Annotated in this window: 13 protein-coding genes, 2 tRNA genes and 3 rRNA genes; 8 read left to right on the top strand and 10 right to left on the bottom strand. The window is 64.3% G+C overall.

The features are described 5' to 3' along the window. The first annotated feature begins 25 nt into the window (after positions 1-25). From DOS48_RS13930 to DOS48_RS13915, 4 genes are read left to right on the top strand one after another with little or no spacing between them, the layout of a single operon-like run. The gene (locus DOS48_RS13930) at positions 26-2,101 is read left to right on the top strand and encodes a PrkA family serine protein kinase (protein WP_127116339.1); all 2,076 of its coding nucleotides are present in this window, start codon (positions 26-28) and stop codon (positions 2,099-2,101) included. A gap of 1 nt (position 2,102) precedes the next feature. Then, the gene (locus DOS48_RS13925) at positions 2,103-4,472 is read left to right on the top strand and encodes a kinase anchor protein (RefSeq protein WP_127116338.1); all 2,370 of its coding nucleotides are present in this window, start codon (positions 2,103-2,105) and stop codon (positions 4,470-4,472) included. After that, on the top strand, positions 4,463-5,830 hold the full coding sequence (locus DOS48_RS13920; protein WP_127116337.1) for a DUF444 family protein: 1,368 nt from the start codon (positions 4,463-4,465) through the stop codon (positions 5,828-5,830). Before DOS48_RS13925 ends, DOS48_RS13920 begins: the two co-directional genes overlap by 10 nt. Further along, entirely contained in the window at positions 5,827-7,890 is a 2,064-nt protein-coding gene (locus DOS48_RS13915; protein ID WP_127116336.1) for a SpoVR family protein, read from the top strand. Before DOS48_RS13920 ends, DOS48_RS13915 begins: the two co-directional genes overlap by 4 nt. Positions 7,891-7,946: 56 nt before the next feature. Here DOS48_RS13915 and DOS48_RS13910 read toward each other — a convergent pair whose 3' ends face one another. Beyond that, on the bottom strand, positions 7,947-8,561 hold the full coding sequence (locus DOS48_RS13910) for a VOC family protein (RefSeq protein WP_127116335.1): 615 nt from the start codon (positions 8,559-8,561) through the stop codon (positions 7,947-7,949). A gap of 151 nt (positions 8,562-8,712) precedes the next feature. On the opposite strand from DOS48_RS13910, the gene DOS48_RS13905 reads away from it, so the two are divergent. Then, complete coding sequence (locus tag DOS48_RS13905; RefSeq protein ID WP_168654230.1) at positions 8,713-8,859, top strand: hypothetical protein; 147 nt, start codon at positions 8,713-8,715, stop codon at positions 8,857-8,859. A 43-nt stretch (positions 8,860-8,902) separates the two neighbouring features. Here DOS48_RS13905 and DOS48_RS13900 read toward each other — a convergent pair whose 3' ends face one another. Together DOS48_RS13900 and DOS48_RS13895 are read right to left on the bottom strand one after the other, a co-directional pair. Further along, entirely contained in the window at positions 8,903-9,106 is a 204-nt protein-coding gene (locus DOS48_RS13900; protein ID WP_127116334.1) for a hypothetical protein, read from the bottom strand. 120 nt (positions 9,107-9,226) lie between these two features. Next, positions 9,227-10,066 carry a hypothetical protein gene (locus DOS48_RS13895; protein WP_127118805.1) on the bottom strand — a complete coding sequence of 280 codons (840 nt, stop codon included), beginning with the start codon at positions 10,064-10,066 and terminating at the stop codon, positions 9,227-9,229. A gap of 385 nt (positions 10,067-10,451) precedes the next feature. On the opposite strand from DOS48_RS13895, the gene DOS48_RS13890 reads away from it, so the two are divergent. After that, a complete protein-coding gene (locus DOS48_RS13890) occupies positions 10,452-11,255 on the top strand; it encodes a MarR family transcriptional regulator (protein ID WP_127116333.1) in 804 nt (267 codons plus the stop codon). A 147-nt stretch (positions 11,256-11,402) separates the two neighbouring features. Here the strand turns inward: DOS48_RS13890 and DOS48_RS13885 are convergent. The 6 genes from DOS48_RS13885 to DOS48_RS13095 form a co-directional block, all read right to left on the bottom strand. Further along, positions 11,403-11,478, bottom strand: a tRNA-Cys gene (locus DOS48_RS13885). 130 nt (positions 11,479-11,608) lie between these two features. Beyond that, positions 11,609-11,730: ribosomal RNA gene (gene rrf, locus DOS48_RS13880) — 5S ribosomal RNA — on the bottom strand. A gap of 149 nt (positions 11,731-11,879) precedes the next feature. After that, positions 11,880-14,800 (bottom strand): 23S ribosomal RNA (locus DOS48_RS13875). A gap of 274 nt (positions 14,801-15,074) precedes the next feature. After that, positions 15,075-15,146 (bottom strand) — tRNA-Ala (locus DOS48_RS13870). A gap of 150 nt (positions 15,147-15,296) precedes the next feature. Next, positions 15,297-16,766 (bottom strand): 16S ribosomal RNA (locus DOS48_RS13600). Together the 16S, 23S and 5S rRNA genes with 2 tRNA genes alongside form the textbook arrangement of a ribosomal RNA operon. A 431-nt stretch (positions 16,767-17,197) precedes the next feature. Continuing rightward, a complete protein-coding gene (locus DOS48_RS13095) occupies positions 17,198-17,527 on the bottom strand; it encodes a non-histone chromosomal MC1 family protein (protein WP_127116332.1) in 330 nt (109 codons plus the stop codon). Between the two features lie 286 nt (positions 17,528-17,813). Between DOS48_RS13095 and DOS48_RS11980 the strand changes: the two genes are divergently transcribed. Both DOS48_RS11980 and DOS48_RS11325 read left to right on the top strand, forming a co-directional pair. Continuing rightward, positions 17,814-18,017, top strand: a complete 204-nt coding sequence (locus DOS48_RS11980; RefSeq protein ID WP_008005666.1) for a hypothetical protein — start codon at positions 17,814-17,816, stop codon at positions 18,015-18,017. Between the two features lie 126 nt (positions 18,018-18,143). Beyond that, a complete protein-coding gene (locus tag DOS48_RS11325) occupies positions 18,144-19,199 on the top strand; it encodes a quinone-dependent dihydroorotate dehydrogenase (protein WP_127116331.1) in 1,056 nt (351 codons plus the stop codon). Positions 19,200-19,201: 2 nt separating this feature from the next. Here the strand turns inward: DOS48_RS11325 and DOS48_RS09150 are convergent, their stop codons facing one another. Then, positions 19,202-21,820 (bottom strand): valine--tRNA ligase, encoded by a 2,619-nt coding sequence (locus DOS48_RS09150; protein ID WP_127116330.1) that lies wholly within the window; start codon positions 21,818-21,820, stop codon positions 19,202-19,204. Positions 21,821-21,955: the final 135 nt, after the last annotated feature.

The raw sequence follows: 21,955 nt of genomic DNA, 5'->3' as shown, positions 1-21,955 counted from the left end.
CCGCCCGTCCGAGAGACGTGATACAATGTCAAACCGACCCACGCTCGAACGGCTCAGCGAAGCGTACCGGACGAACGTCCCGGACGACCTGCGAGAGCCTCGCTCGTTCGACTGGTACCTGGACGCGCTGTACGAGGAGCCGCGAATCGCACGAAACGCCCACCAGCGGGTCGCGGATATGTTCGACCACTACGGCACCCGGTACGACGAGGAACACGGCGTCGTCGAGTACGCGCTCGCCGCAGACGACCCGCTCCACGACGGTGAGAACGTCTTTTACGGCCGGGAGGTCCACGAGTCGATCCACGAGTTCGTCAACAAGGTGAAATCGGGCGCCCGCAGACTCGGCCCCGAAAAGCGGATCAAGCTGCTTCTCGGCCCCGTCGGGTCCGGGAAGTCGCACTTCGACTGGCTGGTCCGCCGGTACTTCGAGGCGTACACCCGCGAGGAGGCGGGCCGGATGTACACCTTCCGCTGGGTGGACCTGTGTTCGGTGATCGACGACCAGGACCCCGGCGACGACACGGTGCGCTCGCCGATGAACCAGGACCCGCTCGTCCTCCTGCCACGCTCGCAACGCGAAGACGTGATAGCGGACCTCAACGAGCGGCTCGACGCCCCGTACACCCTCCGAAACGACCAGCATCCGGACCCGGCCTCGGAGTTCTATTTAAACGAGCTGCTCGCGCACTACGACGACGACCTCCAGCGAGTCTTAGAAGACCACGTCGAGGTCGTCCGGCTCGTCGCCGACGAGAACCGCCGAGAGTGCATCGAGACGTTCGAGCCGAAAGACAAGAAAAACCAGGACGAGACCGAACTCACCGGCGACGTCAACTACGCGAAACTCGCCGTCTACGGCGAGTCCGACCCGCGCGCGTTCGACTACGCCGGCGCGTTCTGTAACGCCAATCGCGGGCTGTTCTCCGGCGAGGAGCTGCTCAAACTCCAGCGGGAGTTCCTCTACGACTTCCTGCACGCCTCACAGGAGTCGACGATCAAGCCGAAGAACAACCCGCGGATCGACATCGATCAGGTGATCGTCGGGCGGACGAACATGCCGGAGTACCGCGAGAAGACCGGCGACGAGAAGATGGAGGCGTTCAACGACCGCACCAAGCGGATCGACTACCCCTACGTGTTGGAGTACGAGAGCGAGGCGAACATCTACGAGAAGATGCTCGCGAACGCCGACGTGCCGAACGTCCACGTCGAGCCGCACGCCTTGGAGATGGCCGGCCTCTTCGGCGTGCTCACCCGGCTCGAAGAGCCCACGGACGGGACGGTGAGCCTCCTCGACAAGGCGAAGGTGTACAACGGCGAACTCGAAGACGAGGAGATAGACCGCCGGAAGCTCCGCGAGGACGCCGCCGAGTCGGCCGACATCGGCGAGGGGATGGACGGCATCTCCGCGCGGTTCGTCGGCGACGAGATCGCCGAGGCGATAATGGACGCCACCCACCGAGACCGCAGCTACCTCTCGCCGTTGTCCGTCTTCGACCACTTCGAGGCGAACCTCGGCGGTCACGGGTCCATCGCCGAAGACGACCTCGCCCGGTACGAACGGCTCTTGGAGACGGTCCGCGAGGAGTACCGCGAGCGCGCCATCGAGGACGTGAGACACGCGTTAGCGTACGATGTAGACGAGCTCCGCAGACAGGGCGAAAAGTACATGGACCACGTGATGGCGTACATCGACGACGACACGGTCGCCGACGAGCTCACCGGCCGCGAGACCGAGCCGGACGAGACGTTCCTGCGGGCGGTCGAAGAGCAGCTCGACGTGCCCTCCGACCGGAAGGACGACTTCCGACAGGAGGTCTCGAACTGGGTGTCGCGGCGCGCCCGCGAGGGGCGCGGCTTCGACCCGCGGGAGAACGACCGGCTCCGCCGCGCCCTAGAGCGAAAACTGTGGGAGGACAAAAAGCACAACATCAACTTCTCGGCGCTGGTCTCCGCGACCGACCTCGACGACGAAGAGCGGAGCGCGTGGGTCGACGCCTTGGTCGAGCGCGGCTACTCCGAAGACGGCGCCGCGGAGGTGTTAGAGTACGCGGGCGCAGCGGTCGCTCGCTCGGAGATCGAGGACGGGGAGCGTTGAGATGACCGAACGCGAGCGCGGCGCGGCGTTCGTTCGCGACGCCGACGAGGCCCTGCGAGGGGCGTACGACCCGCCGATGAGCCTCGACGCGTACGTCGACCGGGTGTTGGAGAACCCGACCGCGGCCGCCTCCGGAGCGCGGTACCTCCTCGCGGCGGTGGAGTCGCAGGGGACCCGCGAGGTCCGCGAGCGCGGCGAGCGGCTGGAGCGATACCGGTTCTTCGACGACCCGTACAACGACGGCGAACACGCCGTGTTAGGCAACACCGCGGCGCTCAACGCCTTCGTCGACGACCTCCGTGCGGCCGCCGCGGGCCGCGGCAACGACGAGACGATAGTGTGGATCGACGGGCCGACGGCGACCGGGAAGTCGGAGTTCAAGCGGTGTCTGGTGAACGGGCTCCGCGAGTTCTCGAAGACCGAGGAGGGGCGCCGTTACACCGTCGAGTGGAACGTCACCGGCGCCGGGGCTGGCGTCGGGGGAGCGACGGGCTCCGCGTCGCTCTCGTACGGCACCGGAGGCGACACCGGAGCGTGGTACCGGAGCCCCGTCCAGACGCACCCGCTCTCCGTGTTCCCCGAATCGGTCCGGGAGTCGATCGCCGACGCCGTCGACGCGGACGCGTATCCGATCGCGGCCGACGTCGAGTTGGACCCGTTCAGCCGCGAGGCGTACGACCACCTCGAATCGGTGTACCGCGACGAGGGGCGGCGAGACCTGTTCTCGGCTATCACCGACCGGGATCACCTCCGCGTGACGAGCTACGTCGTCGACGTGGGAACGGGGGTCGGCGTCCTGCACGCGGAAGACGACGGGACGCCGAAAGAGCGGCTCGTCGGCTCGTGGATGGGCGGGATGCTCCGCGAACTCGGCTCGCGGGGACGGAAGAACCCGCAGGCGTTCAGTTACGACGGGGTGCTCTCGCAGGGTAACGGGGTCGCGACCATCGTGGAGGACGCCAGCCAGCACGCCGACCTCCTCCGTCGGCTCCTGAACGTTCCCGACGAGCGGCGGGTGAAACTCGACAAGGGGATCGGGATGGACTTGGACACGCAGCTCATCGTCATCTCGAACCCCGACCTCGACGCCGAACTCGACCGCCACGCCGAGCGAGAGGGGGCCGACCCGCTCAAGGCGTTGAAGCGGCGGCTCACCCGCCACGAGTTCCGGTACCTCACGAACCGGCGGCTGGAGGCGGAACTGCTCCGTCGCGAGGTCGGCGGCGAACACGGCGTCCCGACCGTCGACGGCGTCGAAGAGACGAGCGCCGAAGGGCCCGAACGCGGCGCCGAGACCGACCGCGACCCCGGCGCCGCCGCGCTCACCATCGGCGTCCGCGACGGGAAGGGCGGCGTCACCGACCGTGAGATCGCCCCGCACGCCATCGGGGCGGCGGCCCTGTACGCGGTCGTCACGCGGCTCGACACCGACGACCTCTCGGCGGATATCGGCCTCGTCGAGAAGGCGGACCTGTACGAGTCCGGCGCGATCCGGCGCGGACCCGACGACGAGGAACTCACCGTCGACGACATCGCCTTCGGCGACGGCGACGGGCGGAACGGGCTCCCCGTCACGTACGTCCGCGACGTGATCGCAGAGCTGCTCGGGGCCGACGCCGAGCGCAGCCACCCGGACCTCCCCGTCGAACGGGTGATCACTCCGACTGACGTGCTCGACGCGATGGCCGACGGGCTCGCCGACGCGCCGGTGTTCTCGCGGGCGGAGGTCGCGGAGTTCGAGAACCGGAAGGCGCCGGTCGCCGAGCGCGTTCGCGAGCGCCAGCGGGCGGACGTGATCGACGCGGTGCTGGCCGACGAGACCGTCCCCGAGGCGACGGTGGCCGAGTACGTCGAACACGTGTACGCGTGGGACGCCGACGAGCCGGTCGAGACCGAGCGCGGGCCCGAGGAGCCCGATGCGCTCGTGATGAAGGTGTTCGAGACGGAGACGCTCGGCCGGTTCGACGAGGACGACTACCGCGGCACCGACCCCACGGAGGCGGTCGCGACGTTCCGGCGCGAGCGCGTGATCCGCGCGCTCACCCGGTACGCGTGGCGGAACCGGGGCGACGCGTTCAGCGTCGACGACGTCGAACTCGGCGAGATACCGGAACTGAAGGCGGTGGTGGAGTCGAACGACCTCGCCGACGTGAAACGGCGGTTCCCGGACCTCGACCCCTCCGAGTGGGCCGACCCGCCGGCGGACACCGAGACGGCGCGGGCGAAGGCGGCCACGATCGACCGGCTCGTCGACTGGGGGTACAGCCCCGCCTCCGCCGAGCTGACGAGCCGCGCGGTGATGCGGGACGTCCGCGACGAGTGGCGGAGCCTCGCCGCCGCGGACGACGGGGGTGAGCGGACATGGGACTGACCGACGACCGCGAGCGCTTCCGCGAGGTGGGCGAGAAGCGCCGCGAGGATCTCGCGGAGTTCATCGGCCACGGCGACCTGGGCGGCTCCGACCCCGGGCGAGTCCGGATCCCGGTGAAGATCGTCGACCTCCCCGAGTTCGAGTACGACCGCCGCGAGGCCGGCGGCGTGGGGCAGGCGCAGGGCGGCCAGCCGCAGCCCGGCCAGCCGGTCGAGCCACAGCCCGGCGACGAGGAGGGCGATCCGGGCACGGAGGGCGACGACCACGAGTACTACGAGATGGACCCGGAAGAGTTCGCGCGCGAACTCGACGAGGAGCTGGGACTCGACCTCGAACCGAAGGGGAAACAGGTCGTCGAAGAGGTGGAGGGCGACTTCACGGACACCGCCCGCGCCGGGCCGCGAGGGACGCTCGACGTCGACGAGTTCTTCAAACGCGGGCTGAAGCGACACCTCGCGACCGACTTCGACGGCGACTACGTCCGCGAGGGCCTGTTCGTCGACGGCGCCGGTGTCGACGAGGTGTTCGCGTGGGCGCGCGGGAACGGCGTGCCGGTCTCGCGGGCGTGGATCGCCGACGCGGCGGCGACCGCGGCGGAGGAACACGGCGACCCCGTCGAAGCGCTCTCGCGGTGGCCCGACTTCGACGCACTCGACGCGGCGGTCGAACCCGAACCCGCGACCGCCCGGATCCGGCGCGACGGGCTCGACACCGTCCCGTTCCGGCGGGAGGACGAGCGGTTCCGCCATCCGGAGGTGACGGAGAAGCGCGAGCGCAACGTCGTCGTGGTGAACGTCCGCGACGCGTCGGGGTCGATGCGCGAGACGAAACGCGAACTGGTCGAGCGGGTGTTCACGCCGATGGACTGGTACCTGACGGGGAAGTACGACGCCGCGGAGTTCCGCTACGTCGTCCACGACGCGGAGGCCTGGGAGGTCGACCGCGAGGAGTTCTTCGGGATCCAGTCGGGCGGCGGCACCCGCATCTCCAGCGCCTACGAACTCGTCGAAGAGATTCTATCGGAGTACCCCTACAGCGAGTGGAACCGCTACGTGTTCGCCGCCGGCGACTCCGAGAACGCCGGAAGCGACACCGTCGAGTCGGTGATCCCCTTGATGGAGTCGATAGAGGCCAACCTCCACGCCTACGTGGAGACACAGCCAGGCGGCACCGCGGCGAGCGCGCGCCACGCAGACGAGGTCGAGGAGGCGTTCAGCGACGCCAACGACGTCGCCGTCGCGCGCGTCTCGGACGCCGACGACGTGATCGATGCCATCTACGAGATACTCAGCACCGAGGCCGACCGCGAGACGACGCCCGGCGAGACCGCTCGCACCGACGGGGGTGACCGGCGATGAGAGACGAGCGGATCGAGGCGAAACGCGAGGCCGATACCCTCGACGAGCCCGCGGAGGAGGCTCGCGCGCTCGCAGAGCGGCTGGGGTTAGCGCCGTATCCGGTTCGGTACTGGATCGTCGACCACGACGAGATGAACGAGCTGATAGCCTACGGCGGCTTCCAGCGCCGGTACCCGCACTGGCGGTGGGGGATGAACTACGAGCGGCAGGCGAAGAAGGATCGACACGGGCTCGGAAAGGCGTTCGAGATCGTCAACAACGACGACCCGAGCCACGCGTTCCTCCAGGAGTCGAACTCGCCCGCAGACCAGAAGGCGGTCATCACGCACGTCGAGGCGCACGCGGACTTCTTCGCGAACAACGGGTGGTTCGGGCTGTACGCCGACCGCGGCGAGGACGGGCCGAACGCCGCGGCACGGCTGGAGCGCAACGCGGACCGGATCGCCGCGATCGCCGACCGCCCGGACGTCGACCGCGACGAGGTCGAGCGGCTGATCGACGCCGTCTCGTCGCTCGAAGACACGATCGACCAACACAGCACGGTCGACGCCGCGCGCGCCGTCGACGAGCCGGGCATCGCCGACGACGTGAGCGACGGGGGCGCGGACGCGCTGGCGGCGGCCGAAGCGCAGATCGCCGAACTCGATCTGTCCGAATCCGTGCGTCGCGACGTGTTCGACGACGAGTGGCTCGAAGCCAGGGGGGAGGGCGTCGAACCCGAGACGCCCCGCCCGGACGTGCTCGCGTTCCTGCGCGACCACGGGAAGCGGTACGACCCCGAGAGCGGCAAGGCGGTCGACCGCGAGCCGTGGGAGACGACGGTCATCGACGCGATCCGCGAGGAGGCGTACTACTTCGCGGGACAGAAGCAGACGAAGGTGATGAACGAGGGGTGGGCGACGTACTGGGAGTCGGTGATGATGGGCGGCGAGGGGTTCGCCGGCCCCGACGAGTTCCTCACGTACGCCGACCACATGTCTCGGGTCCTCGGGTCGCCGGGGCTCAACCCCTACAAACTCGGGTTCGAACTGTGGAAACACGTGGAGCTGCGGGCGGCGAGACAGGACGTGATCGACGCGCTGCTCCGCGTCGAGGGCGTGACGCCGGAGAACTTCCACTCGACCGTCGACCTCGACGAGGTCGCGTCGGGGTTAGCGCCGCACCCGGCGATCGCCGGAGCCGGGCCGGAGACGCTCGACGAGTTGGCCGACCTCGCCGCCGACGGCGACCCGCGCGTCGACGCCGAGGCGGTCGACCGAGCGCTCTCGGCCCGAGGCGACGACGGGACGACACCCTCCGGCGCCGGGCCGGACATCGAGCGCTACCCGTGGAAACTGCTCACTCGCGAGGGGCTCGCGGAGCGCCACTACGTCCTCTCCCGGCCGGAACACCGGAGCGCACTCCGGAACGTCTCGCGGGAGACGCTGACCGAGCAGGCGCGGTACATGTTCGACGTCGACCGGTACGCGACGGTCGCGGAGGCGCTCGACGCCGTGGACCGAACCGCCGGCTGGGACCGGATGTTGGAGGTCCGAGAGAGTCACAACGACGTGACGTTCATCGACGCGTTCCTCACCGACGAGTTCGTCCGAGAGCAGAACTACTTCACCTACGAGTACAGTCGGGCGAGCAGCCAGCACCGCGTCGCCAGCGTGGACGCCGCCGACGTGCGCAAAAAGCTCCTCCTGCAGTTCACGAACTTCGGGAAGCCGACCGTCGTCGTCCTCGACGGGAACTTCCGGAATCGGGGTGAACTCCTCTTAGGGCACCGGTACAACGGGGTGGCGCTCGACGAGGCCTCCGCGAAGGCGACCTTACAGCGGGTCTTCGAACTCTGGGGGCGGCCGGTGAACCTCGCGACGATCCGCGTCGAGTACGCGGACGACGCGCTTCGCCGCGCCAAGCGGCGAGGCACCGAACCGGAAGGCGAGAGGGTCGGAGTGCGCTTCCAGTACGACGGCGGCGAGGTGACGGAACACGACCTCGACCCGGAGATCGAAGCCCGGATCGCGGCCGACGACGTCGACTACGACACGAAGCCCGACGACTGGCTGGCGTGAGCGACGGCCGCGCGGTCGGATCCGGTTCCATGACGGGTCGGTCGACGCGGCCGCGTCTACACCCCGACGCCCGCGTCGGCGTCGGGCAGGTCGTACTTGTGTACCGGGATGTCGAGCTCCTCTAGCGCCGCTTCCATGTGCCGGTCCTGCGCGAAGTCGGCGCCGTCCTCCTCGCGGATCCGCTGGGTGGTCGCGAGCACCTCGCCTTTTCGGTCGTCCGGAATCTCGTATTTGTCCGACGAGAGTTCGATGACGAGGCCGTTGTTGTCCTGCGTGTAAATCGAGTGGAACACCCCGCGGTCGAACACGTTGTAGCCTTTTCCGGCCTCGCTCAACGCGGTCATGATCTCCTCGTACTCCTCGGGGTCGACGCTGAAACAGAGGTGGTGGACGGCGCCGGTCCCGGCGCGCTGTCCGCGCGCCGACGGTCGGTCGTCGCTCACGAAGAACGTCAGGATGCGCCCGTCGCCGGTGTCGAAGAACAGGTGCGTCTGTGAGGGGTCGTCGAGGTTCGGCTGACGCAAGACGAGCGGCATGCCGAGCAGGTCGCGGTAGAACGCGATGGTGTCGGCCTCGTTGCTCCCCCAGACGGTGATGTGGTCGGTTCCGGTGGTGTGAAACGGTGCGTCGGGACGCTCCGAGGAGACCGGAGCAGGGATGTCGTCGCTCATACCACCCATACGAGACGAGTACCCTTAAAAACGGAAGTGGCCGGCGAGCAACCGACTGACGCGAGTGTTATCGCGGCGGTTGACGATGCCGACGGAGCAGCCGATTTGCGTGAATCGAACCGCTTAATCCGAGCAGGGCGAACCAGAAGTCATGGAGATGCTCTTACACTCCGGACTCGAACACCCAAACACGCTGTGGATCGCCGTCGCCGGCGTCGTCGCCTTCGCGCTCGGCGTCGTGGTGGCCACGTACGGCTACCGCCTCGCGGCCCCGTTCCGCGACGCTACCGAGGAGTGACTGCTGACGCGGGCGTTGGGCGGCGAGTAGGCGAATCGGCCGGCTACGATCGCTGCCAGACCGGCGGTGCGACCCCGAGCGCTCGGACGACCAGCGGGTAGCCGAACGCGACGGCGAGCACGAGAGCGATCGACAACAACAGCGGGGGCGGCCCGAGGATGCGGTCGACGGCCGCCAACATGGCGAACATCAAGACGAACATCACGCCCCAGTGCGGGGCGAGTTGACGGATCGTTCCGTCTGCCATACCACCTCTAGCGGCCGCGAGAATTATAGTGTGTTGGTCGAAGAGAGGCGGCGATGGGCGAAGCCGAACACTCGTCAGTGCCGGCGGGACAGAAAGAAGCGAACCGAACGCGGTGCGCGTTCAGTACCGCGACGGGAGGAAGGCGGCCGAGAGCAGCAACACGATAGAGAACAGCGTGAGGACGACCACGCGTGTCAGTCCGGAGTTGTACTGCTGGAACTGGTCTATCGCTGCGACCTGCGCCTCGTACCCGTCGATGTCGGACGACATCGTCAGCGTGGAAGCGTCAGGGAAGTTGGCGACGAAGTCCGTCTCGCCGAGGGTCACCATGCTCTCGCGCTGGACCTCGATCGAGTTCGTCTGTGTCGCCTCCCAGACGAGGGTCGCCTGACCCGTGGTGACCTGGTCGACGGTCACGGAGTGTCCGTCGTAGTCGAACGTGTCACCCGTCGCGTACGACTGTTCTTCGGGGGCAGGGAAGTACTCGTCGGCGGGGACGAGGGTCGTCTCGCCGCCCTCGCTGACGACGACGTACTCGCCGTCGTCCCGCGTGACGGTCTCGTTGTCGGCGTTGTCGTCGGCTTCGAGGATCGCCTGTCGGTTGGGAACCTCGACGAGCGTGAACTCGGACGGGTCGTCACCGGCGATCTCAACGCGCCACTCGCGTTCGTCGACGGTGACAGTGGACCCGTTCGCCCACGCCTGTGACTCCTCTACCGTGACCTCTCGTTCGAGCGTCGCGACGATAGATGTCGTGGCGCTACCTCCGTGGCCACCGCCGCCCTCTTCGACTTCGGTGATTTCCGCGACGACGTACTCCGCGCCGTCCACTTCGAACGTGTCACCGGAAGACAGTTCGAGATCGGGGTTCTCGAACGCGACTTCCGGACTCTCAGCCGTCACAGTGAGCACACCGGCCACGCCCGCGACGAGAAGGAAGAGCGTGGCGTACACGGCCACAGCGCGTCGTTGCATAATTCCAGCATGGGTCACCCGGCGTATAACGGTTACTAAGCCGCGCTCCCGAAAGGCGGTGCCGACGGGGGGACGGCTCCCCATCAGCGCGGCGTGGGGGCGCGGTTCCGGTGAGAGGTGGAGAGCGCTCTTCGCGGGTGTGTTTCGCGCGAGGACATGCTGAGTAGAAGAGCGGGCACCCGCGACAAAGAGCGCAGGGTCGGTCACGCCACAGGGATCCGAGTTACCGCAACTAGATCCGACCAGCGAACAACTGCGCCGAGTGTAGTGAAACGATAGCGTACCGAGGGGTCAGTGAAAGGGCGAAATTCGCCCGTCTGGACCCGCCGTCTGCAACAATACTTTAATTACGCAACACCGATCCCGAGTAATGACTGACTCGGACCGGGCGACACCGCCGACCGTCCTTGATAGCAAGCGGGACGCGACCCGATACCAAGTCTTGGTAGAGATCGCTGCCCGACAGCCCGCAGTGAGCCAGACGGAGATCGCCGACGCGATCGGTGTTACCTCACAAGCCGTCAGCGACTACGTTAGAGACCTCGTCGAACACGGATACGTCGAGAAAGAGGGTCGCGGTCGGTACGCGGTGACGAAGGAGGGCGTCGACTGGCTGATCTCCCGGACCGACAGCCTCGAAGCGTACCTCGACCGCGTCAGTTCCGACGTGCTCGGGAGCGTCGAAGTCGACGCGGCCATCGCGATGGCAACCGTTCCCGAGGGAAGCGACGTGGGACTCGTCATGCGCGACGGCGTACTCCACGCAAATCCGGCAGGCGGGACGGCGACCGCCGTGACCGTCACCGCTGCCGAGGCCGGAGAAGCCGTCGGCGTCGCCGACTTCGAGGGCGTCCTCGACTACGAGACCGGGTACGTCACCGTGTTCCCGGTACCGGCGGTGACGGACGGCTCGTCGGTCACCCCCGAGGTACTCACTGCGGCCCGATCGACCGAGAGCCTCCTCGCCGTGGCGGGGACCGAGGCGTACGCGCTCGCGACGCGTGCCGACGAGGACCCAGACATCCGGTTCGGCACCGCCGACGCCGTCGCCGAAGCCGCGGTGCGAGGCCTGGACGTACTGTTGGTGGTGACTGCCGACCAGCTGCCACAACACACCGCGCGGCTCCGCGACGAGAACATCCCGCACGAGGTGCTCGACGCGGGGGACCTCTGAACGGCGACGATGCGAAGTGCGAGCGACTAACGAGAGAGCGTTTTGGCGGAGTCAAACAGCGTTGCAAACGAGCGAACAAAGATCGTGCAGCGTGGCGTGAGATCCGTAGCGTAGGCTAAGCGTAGTCGTCGTTCGAGGAATGTAGAAAGCCAAGGGCCGGATTTGAACCGGCGTTGGGCGGCTCTGCAGGCCGCTGCGTCTGACCAGACTCTGCCACCTTGGCGCGTATCGAACGTACCGCAGTTGAGCGTTTAAGCCTAGCGGTCGCGTGCGTGTGTGGTGTCGTGTACGAGCGACGAGCGCGTCGCTCGTCACCAGAAAAAATCGAGTGGGAGTATGCTCCCGTATGAATGGGCAGGCGGCGAACCGCGGTTCCCAGAGGATCGCTCACTCCAGTACTTCCCGGTACGCTGGTGGGCTTAACTTCCGTGTTCGGAATGGGTACGGGTGTTTCCCCACCGCTCTGGCCGCCTTTACGCCGACTCTCGGATTCGAACCGAGACTCTCCCGCAATCTCGCGGAGAGAGACGCCTGTGTCGGTGGTTCCGATCGTCCGATCGGTCAACCGTGTATATGTGCGATCCAGTTACCGCCTGAACTCATACGAACTGTGGTGTCAGTGCCGTATGACTGTGGCTTCGGTCTGTTAGTGCTCGTGGACTCAACACCTCGTTGCCTCGGTGCGTACATCCCGAGTCTATCGAACTCGTCTTCTACGAGTGACCTCATCGGTACTTCTTTTCCATGTGGGTTTCGAGCTTAGATGCGTTCAGCTCTTACCCCGTGTCGCGTGGCTACCCGGCATTGCGTTCTCACACAACCGGTACACCAGTGGCGACCAAACGTAGTTCCTCTCGTACTATACGTTCGTTCACGTCAAGTACCTTGACACCCCCAATAGATAGCAGCCGACCTGTCTCACGACGGTCTAAACCCAGCTCACGACCTCCTTTAATAGGCGAACAACCTCACCCTTGCCCGCTTCTGCACGGGCAGGATGGAGGGAACCGACATCGAGGTAGCAAGCCACCCGGTCGATATGTGCTCTTGCGGGTGACGACTCTGTTATCCCTAAGGTAGCTTTTCTGTCATCTACGGGCCCCATTCCGGAGCCTCGTAGGTTCGCTAGACCACGCTTTCGCGTCAGCGTCACTCGTTGGGAATGACACTGTCAGACCATCTTGTGCTCTTGCGCTCTTCGCCGGATTCCCGACCCGGCTGAGATGATCTTCGGGCGCGCTCGATATCTTTTCGAGCGCGTACCGCCCCAGTCAAACTGCCCGGCTACCGGTGTACTCCTCCCGGAGTGAGAGTCGCAGTCACCGACGGGTAGTATTTCAATGCTGTCTCGGTGGCCCGCTAGCGCGGGTACCTGTGTAACGACTCCTACCTATGCTGCACATCGGCGACCACGTCTCAGCGACAGCCTGCAGTAAAGCTCTATAGGGTCTTCGCTTCCCCTTGGGGGTCTCCAGACTCCGCACTGGAACGTACAGTTCACCGGGTCCAACGTTGGGACAGTGGCGCTCTCGTTTATCCATTCATGCAAGCCGCTACTGAAGCGGCAAGGTACTACGCTACCTTAAGAGGGTCATAGTTACCCCCGCCGTTGACGGGTCCTTCGTCCTCTTGTACGAGGTGTTCAGATACCCGCACTGGGCAGGATTCAGTGACCGTACGAGTCCTTGCGGATTTGCGGTCACCTGTGTTGTTATTAGACAGTCGGAGCGCCCGAGTCACTGCGACCTGCTCCGTAGAGAGCAGGCATCCCTTCTTCCGAAGGTACGGGACTAACTTGCCGAATTCCCTAACGTCGGTTCTCCCGACAGGCCTTGGCTTGCGCTGCCAGAGCACCTGTGTCGGATCTCGGTACGGACATCGTGCTTGTCTTTTCACGGGCCCTATGTACGGCTGACTTGCGCTATCTCGCGTTTCGCTCGCTTCGTGCCGTGACGGCTTCCACGAGTTTCCACGATTTGACCGGGCGAAGGCCCGGCTCAGCGTTCCACACGGCGTCGACGTTTACTGCACGATGGCACTGGAATATTAACCAGTTTCCCGTTGATGCAGTCGAATTACGGTGCATCTTAGGACCGGCTGACCCTCGGCTGAGTGGCAGTGCCGAGGAACCCTTGCTCATCAGGCCGTCGAGGTTCTCACCCGACTATCGCTGCTACTGTGACCAGGATTGTCGTTTCTGAACGGTCCACGCGAGCTCTCGCCCGAGCTTCCATCCGAACAGAACGCCAACCTACGCGGTTGCCCCTGTCAAGGGCACGGCCAGGTCTCGGTGGTAGATTTGAGCCCCGATCATTTTGGGCGCCTCAAACCTCGGCCGGTAAGCTGTTACGCTTTTCTTAGAGGGTAGCTGCTTCTAAGCTCACCTCCCGGCTGTTTAGGGCTTGAGACCACCTTCGAATCGCACTTAATCTACACTTTGGGACCTTAACCCGGCTCTGGGTTGTTCCCCTCACGGTACACAGGCTTACCCCGCATACCGGACTCCCTTCGTCTACAGCGCCTGCGGGTTTGGAGTTCGACAGGATGGCCGACTCCTCTCGGAGGCGGGTCATCCAATCGGTAGCTCTACCCCGCGGGCTACCTCGGAAGAGGTCATGCTTCGACATGTTTCGGTTGGAACCAGCTGTTGCCAGGCTCGATGGGCCTTTCACCCCTATGCGCAGATCACGAGAGGATATTGTAGAATACCAACTCTAACGGGCCTCCACGTGGCTTTCGCCACGCTTCACCCTGCCTGCGTATAGATCGCCTGGTTTCGGGTCGCACCCAATTGACTCCCCGCGCTTGAACACGGTGGCCCTCACACATAGTGTTGCGGCCGTATCGGTTTCCCTGCGCCTTCCCCGGTTCACGGGTTAGACTCGCCAATCAAGTGCACTCCCTGGGTCGTTTTTCAAAACGCACGACACGACGCCGGCTCGATTCTTTTCCTACTAGAGAATCGCTTCTCGGTCGTTTCAAGAATCGCCTTGTACGCCCTGTCGCTCGATCGCCAACTGATTTCAGGCCCTATTGCACCGCCCTTCTCGGGGTGCTTTTCAGCGTTCGCTCACGCTACTTGTTCGCTATCGGTCTCGAGGAGTGTTTAGCCTTCTCAGGGGATGCCTGAGTTGTTCACAGAGGATATCCGACCCCTGCTACTCTGGTATTGACGCCTTCTGTACTGTCTCATCTTACGGGGTTGTCACCCTGTTTCACGCTCCGTTCCAGGAGACTTCAGATGAAATGTCGAGAATTGATTGTCAACCCGAACACCACATTGGTCCGAAGACCTTCGGTTTGGGCTGTGTCGCTTTTACTCGCGGTTACTGACGACATCGCGGTTGCGTTCTTTTCCTTCCCTTACTGAGATGTTTCAATTCAGGGAGTTCCCTATTGCGCGTGGCAATTGTAAACGGATTCCGATTCGGATATCTCGTGTTCTTTCCCTCCATGCGGGTCCCACGAGCTTTTCGCAGCTTGGCACGTCCTTCATCGGCTCTCGAGCCGAGCCATTCACCAGCTGGCACAGTAGCCAGTAGTGTGTCAGTCAACTCTCCAAAAGAGAGTACTGACGGTGTCAAGTGACTAGATGTCACCCGACTGTATATGGTTCACTGACGTTCCACGAACTCGTATGAGTTCAGTGGACGTCTGGATCGCACGTATACACGGTCGTCATCGGATCACGTCCAGGCATGGAGCGTGTCCGTCGAACCCTTCCCATCCGCGGTTTCCCGAGATGGTGCATCGGTCGTCGTCTACTCAATCCGAGTCGCGTCTCCCACTTAAGGGGACGGTTTCGGACTGAGGCTGACATGGACTCACTGGGATTCGAACCCAGGGCATCCTCCTTGCAAAGGAGGCACTCTACCGCTGAGCTATGAGCCCACCTTCCCGTGTGGGAAGGAAGGTGTGAACCGTGATAGTTCGTCGGTGTCCAGGGCGGTGGGTGGACGGACGGATAGACCGTGCATGAGTAGTGACCGTTCTGGTGAACGGTCGTAAGGTGAGCTCCCTGGGATGGGAGTCTCGGGTCGGTGGAGGTGATCCAGCCGCAGATTCCCCTACGGCTACCTTGTTACGACTTAAGCCCCCTTGCGAAGCCCAGATTCGACTCGTGTAACGAGCCTCATCCGGACCTCACTCGGGTGCTTTGACGGGCGGTGTGTGCAAGGAGCAGGGACGTATTCACCGCGCGCTTGTGACACGCGATTACTACCGAATCCAGCTTCATGTGGGCGAGTTGCAGCCCACAATCCGAACTACGATCGAGTTTCTGAGATTACCGTCTCCTTTCGGAGTAGGAACCCTTTGTCTCGACCATTGTAGCCCGCGTGTTGCCCAGCACATTCGGGGCATACTGACCTACCGTTGCCCGTTCCTTCCTCCGTGTTGGCCACGGCGGTCTCCCTACTGTCCCCAGCCACTTCGCAGTGCTGCTGGCAAGTAAGGATGCGGGTCTCGCTCGTTGCCTGACTTAACAGGACGCCTCACGGTACGAGCTGACGGCGGCCATGCACCTCCTCTCTGAAACTCGGATAAGGTCATCAACCTGATCGTCATTATTACAGTCGATGCTGGTGAGATGTCCGGCGTTGAGTCCAATTAAACCGCAGGCTCCTCCGGTTGTAGTGCTCCCCCGCCAATTCCTTTAAGTTTCATCCTTGCGGACGTACTTCCCAGGCGGTCTGTTTAGCGGCTTCCCTACGGCACAGCACCCGCTCGTAGCGGGAGCCACACCTAACAGACATTGTTTACGGCCAGGACTACCCGGGTATCTAATCCGGTTCGAGACCCTGGCTTTCGTCCCTCACTGTCGGATCCGTCCTCGCGACGTGCTTTCGCCATCGGCGGTCCGTCCAGGATTACGGGATTTCACTCCTACCCCGGACGTACCCGTCGCGCCTTCCGGTCCCAAGCCACGCAGTTTCTACCGGACGCCCACCCGTTGAGCGGGTGGATTTTCCGATAGACTTGCGCGGCCAGCTACGGACGCTTTAGGCCCAATAAGATCGGCCATCACTCGGGCTGCCGGTATTACCGCGGCGGCTGGCACCGGTCTTGCCCAGCCCTTATTCGTACACCTCCCTACGGTGTACAAAAGCGCAGGCTCTATGCCTGCGCACTTGGGATTCCCTTATCGCACTGGCGTGCAGTGTAAAGGTTTCGCGCCTGCTGCGCCCCGTAGGGCCCGGAATCTTGTCTCAGATTCCGTCTCCGGGTTCTCACTCTCATGACCCGTACCGATTATTGGCACGGTGGGCCGTTACCCCACCGTCTACCTAATCGGCCGCAGCCACATCCTTCGGCGCCGGAGCGTTTGGCACAATCCTCATTCCAGGTGGATTGTGGTATGCACTATTAGCCTCAGTTTCCCGAGGGTATTGTGCTCCGAAGGGTAGTTTGGCCACGTGTTACTGAGCTATTCGCCACGAGTATGAACTCGTACGACTAGCATGGCTAAATCGAATCCCAATAGCAATGGCCTCCGGCAGGATCAACCGGAATGTATAACCTCTGTACCTGATTCCCGGTACAGAGGGGTGTTGGCGGGTTTTGACTTGCGATAAGTCAAAACACCATTGCATGGTCTATGTGGTGTCCGGTTCACCCAGCGACCTGGATGACACCGAACTACCACGGCTCACATCAGATTTCCGCTTACGCCGGAGCGCAGGGGGCGAAATCCTCATCTTCGCGGACTTGATTGTTTCTTTCGACGGGTCATAAACCCATCGAAGCGTTCCAAGTCCAGCGAAACCGGGCCGAGTTGAACGGCCCGAGTTCGCAGGTGCGTTCTTCGCATTAGTCACGATGGCCGGGTTGTATTTAACCCCGTCGAACTATCGGCGCTACGTCATGCGGTTTCATGCCGAGGAAGTGTGAACGGCCGAATAGCTCCGCGGCAGGGGCAGCGAAAAAACAGTCGGAACTCGAGGCTACTCGTCGTCGATGTACTCGATCCCTTGCTTCGAGACGTTCGCCTTCGTAATGTCGTCAAGGTCGTTAAGCCAGAAGTCGTCGTCGGCCTCGTCAACCTTGGGAGCGCTATCTTTCCAAGCCCACCCCTCGTACTCGTGGACCTTCTGGGTGCCCTTCTCGCGGAGCCGGAGCGTGACACGCTCCGCCTCGTCCTCGGAGGGGGCCGGTTCGAGGGTGCGGGCGGCCTTGAGCGCAGCCTGCCGAGGCATGTTCCCGGAGAACTCGCTCGATTCCGATCCGTCTTCGTCTCGAAGGGCAAAGTTTCGCTTACCGTCTTCACGTACCATGGTTTATCCTCCATGCGAAACCAACACACAGCCTGTAATAAATATATCGACCAAATGAAAGATATCCTGCAAAAGTTTTATATATTAACTCCGTACGGGCTAGCGATTTGGGAGGCACGTCGAGCCGACCACGCAGTTTTCAGCGAGACTCGGCGGCGCCGCCGCGTCGAATCGCAGGTGAATCTGTCGTCGCCGGCACCCGAGACGAGCCCAGAGAGCGCAGACCCGAATCGGGGAAACAACACTTATGTGTCTACTATGGCGAAGTCCGACCAGTACAACCGCGATGGTCCGTAAAAAGAAGCTCAGCCCCAGTGGCGCCAAGGACGACGAGGGGGAGTACCACAACGTCCACGTGAACCTCCACGAAGACGAACTCGCTGTCGCTGGGATGGAAATCGGCGACGAAGTCTTCGTCCGAGTCCGGGATGGAAAGATAATCATCCAGAAGGCCGACGCGAGCCCCGAGGATCTCGAACACGATTTCTAAGCCGCCGTATTTCGACGATAGACCCGTATCGAAGGCAGAGCGCGGAGCCGAGGCCAGCGGCGTCGCTACCGCTCCCTGCGATAGCGGTCGGCGGATTGATGCCCGTCCGCGACGAGAGCGGAAACGATGGGCGCGTACGATCTGTTGAAGCCGGCGTTGTTCAGACTGCCGCCGGAGACGGCACACGGACTAACGCATCGGCTGATGCGGACGGCACAGGCGACGCCGGTGACCGACCTGCTCCGCGACCGTTTCGTCGTGGACGACCCTCGGCTCCGCGTCGAGGCGTTTCAAAACGAGTTCCCGAATCCCGTCGGCGTCGCGGCCGGCTTCGACAAGAACGCGGAGATTCCCCGCGCGCTCGCCGCGCTAGGGTTCGGCCACGTCGAGGTCGGCGGCGTCACCGCCGAGCGACAGCCGGGGAACCCGCGGCCGCGACTGTTCCGACTACGCGAGGACGAGGCACTGATAAACCGGATGGGGTTCAACAACGAGGGCGCCGACCGGGTGGGCAAGCGACTCGACCGGGAGCCGCTTCCCGAGGTTCCGGTCGGAATCAACATCGGGAAGTCGAAGTCGACGCCCCTGGCAGACGCCGCGGACGACTATCAGTACACCTACGAGCGCGTCGCCGAGGCGGGCGACTACTTCGTCGTCAACGTATCCAGCCCGAACACACCCGGACTCCGCGAGCTACAGGACCGTGCGGCCTTAGAGGAGATACTCGACGCGCTCGCGACCGCCGGCGCCGACCCGCTCTTGGTGAAGCTCTCTCCTGACCTCCCGGAGCCGGCAGTCGAGGACGCGCTTGGCGTCGTCGACGATCTCGGCCTCGACGGCGTCATCGCGACCAACACGACGACGACGCGACCGAACGCGCTGCAGAGCCCCCAACAGGCGGAACGCGGCGGCCTCTCGGGCAAGCCGATAGCGTCGATGGCCACGGAGCGAGTTCGATTCGTCGCGGAGCGTACGGACGTACCGGTAATCGGCGTCGGCGGCGTTTCCGACGCAAAAAGCGCCTACGAGAAGATACGGGCCGGGGCCTCCGTCGTCCAGCTGTACACGGCCCTCGTCTACGAGGGTCCCGCCCTCGCGCGCGAGATCAACGAAGGGGTCCTCGACCTCCTCGAACGGGACGGCTTCGACTCGGTGCAAGACGCGGTCGGCGCGGACCTGTAGCCTTACGCCTCGCTGCGGACGATGACGACCACGTCGGACGCCTCTAACAGTTCGCCGTCGCCCTGGTACTGTCGCTCCTCGTCGACTTCGAACTCCTCGTCGGTGAGGGTGAGATCCGCGACGTGGAGCTCGTCGCCGTCGATCTCGTAGGCGTCCTGAGCGAGCGCCGCCTCGATGTCGCCGACCTGGTCGCCGTACTTCGGGCCGACCGTTGCGTAATTGAGGTCGATCCCGGTGACGACCGTCTCGACCGGAGCGTCTTCGTCGGGGTGAACGGTGAGATCGGCGACGTGCATCACGCCGGTGATGTCGGCTTCGAAGCCGCGAACGTCGGCGTACACCTCGACGGCGTCGAGTTCGGCGTTCAGCGGCAGTTGATTCTCGCTCTTGTACTTCCGGAGGACCCCGACGACGGACGTGGCGGCGGCACCGGCCTCGTGGTCCGCCTCCAACCCCAGAGGCTCGGGCCAATCGGTCAGGTGGATCGAATCGCTCACGTCGCCGGCGTACATGTCGTTCCAGAGCTCTTCGGTCACGTGCGCGAGCAGGGGCGCGAACAGCTTCAGGAAGCGGCGGTGGGCCGTTCGAAGGGTGTACGCCGCGGCGTCGTCGTCGCGCTGCTTGACGATTTCGAGGTAGTCGTCACAGAACGTGTTCCAGAAGAAGCTCCGGAGTTCGTCGCGGGCCTTCGAGAACGCCCGGTCCTCGAACAACGCCGTGAGCCGCTCGACTCGGTCGTCGAGTTCGGCGAGGAGCCAGCGGTCGAGTTCGCGCAGTTCGTCGTCGGCCGGGGGGTCGGGATACGGCTCCGGGGCCAGCGACTCGACGAGCTTCGAGGCGTTCCACAGTTTCCGAATCAGCTTCTCGCCCGCGCGGAGGTCCTTCTCTTTGAACGGGAAGTCGTCGCCGACGGCGGTGCCGGCCGCCCAGTAGCGGGTGGCGTCGACCGGATACTCGTCGAGCACCGTCTCCGGTTCGACGACGTTGCCGACGGACTTGGACATCTTCTCCCGGTTCTCGTCGAGGACGTGGCCGTTGATCATCGTCTCCTCGAACGGGACCTCGCCGGTGTGCTCGTAACACTTCACCAGCGTGTGGAACAGCCAGAAGCTGATGATGTCGTGACCCTGCGGCCGGAGGTCGAACTGGTACAGCTCCGGGTGCTCCATGGTGAACGCCTCGGCCTCCTCGTCCCAGTCCCAGCCGGCGTTTATCAGCGGCGTCAGACTGGACGTGGCCCACGTGTCGAGCACGTCGTTTTCGGGTTCGAACGCGTCGTGCCCACACTCGGGACACGCGTCGACCGGCGGGTCGTCCGAGAGGGGATCGACAGGCAGGTCGGCCTTCTCGGCGACGACGACCTCACCGCAGTCGTCGCAGTACCAGACCGGGAAGGGGATGCCCGAAGAGCGCTGTCGCGAGATGAGCCAGTCCCACTGGAGCCCCTCGACCCAGTGTTCGTACCGGCTGAACATCTTCTCCGGCGACCACTCCATCTCGCGGCCGATCTCCAGGTACTCGTCGGTCTTGTCGAGCATCTCGACGTACCACTGCTCGGTGACGAGGAACTCGACGCTGGTCCCGCACCGCTCGTGGACGTTGACCGAGTGCGTGATAGCGCGGCGGTCCAACAGCGCGCCCGCCTCGTCGAGGTCCTCGACGATGGCCTCGCCGGCCGCCGAAGAGTGCAGCCCCGCGTACTCCTCGGCGACGTCGGTCATGTGACCGGACTCGTCGATGGCGACCCGGAGGTCTAGGTCGTGGACCTGGTACCACTCGATGTCGTTCTGGTCTCCGAACGTACAGCACATCACGATGCCGGAGCCGGTCTCCATGTCGACGCGCTCGTCGGCGATGATGGGGACCTCGTGGCCGAACAGCGGGACCTCGGCGGACTCGCCGACGAGGTCCTGGTTCGTCTCGTCGTCCGGGTGGACGAAGACGGCGACGCAGGCCGGCAGCAGTTCGGGGCGGGTCGTCGAGATGACGAACTCGTCGTCTGCTCCGGCGACCGGGAACTCGATGTCGTGGAAGTGGCTGTCCTGCTCGTCGTCTTCGGTCTCGACCTGCGAGATAGCGGTCTCGCACTCGGGACACCAGATCGCGGGCGCTTTCTCGCGGTACTCGCGGCCCTGGTCGTATAAATCGACGAACGACAGCTGCGAGACGCGCTGGACGCGCGGCTCGATGGTCTGGTAGGTGTGGTCCCAGTCGACGGAGACGCCGAGCGACTGCACGTTCTCGGTGAACTGCGACTCGTACTGCGTACAGACCTCCCGGCACTTCGCCTGGAACTCTCGGCGCTCGAAGTCCTGATGGCGGATGTCGAGTTCGTCCTCGGTGAGCCGCTCGGAGGCGATGCCGTTGTCGTCGTAGCCGAACGGGAAGAACGTCTCGCCGCCGTGCATTCGCTCGAACCGGGCGACGAAGTCTTGCAGGGTAAAGCCGTACAAGTGGCCCATGTGGAGGCTCCCCGATACCGTCGGCGGCGGGGTGTCGATAGAGAAGACCGTGTTCGGATCCACCGGGTCGTCGTCGGGATAGGCGTACGTCTCCTCGTCGACCCACCGCTGCTGCCACCGAGGCTCAACGGTTTCCGGGTCGTACTCACCACTGGGCATTTCACGCTCACGTTCCGCCGGTTCCCCCTTAACGGCCTCGGTTGTGTGGGCCGGAGGGACGCGGTCGGCGCGGCGAGGCGGTGAGGCGGTGAGAAGTGAGGGTGTGACGAGAGGTAGTGCGGTTGGGGCGACGCC

It is taken from the genome of Halorubrum sp. PV6 (genome assembly GCF_003990725.2).
Lineage (GTDB): Archaea > Halobacteriota > Halobacteria > Halobacteriales > Haloferacaceae > Halorubrum.
This window is presented reverse-complemented; position numbering and strand designations above follow the sequence as displayed.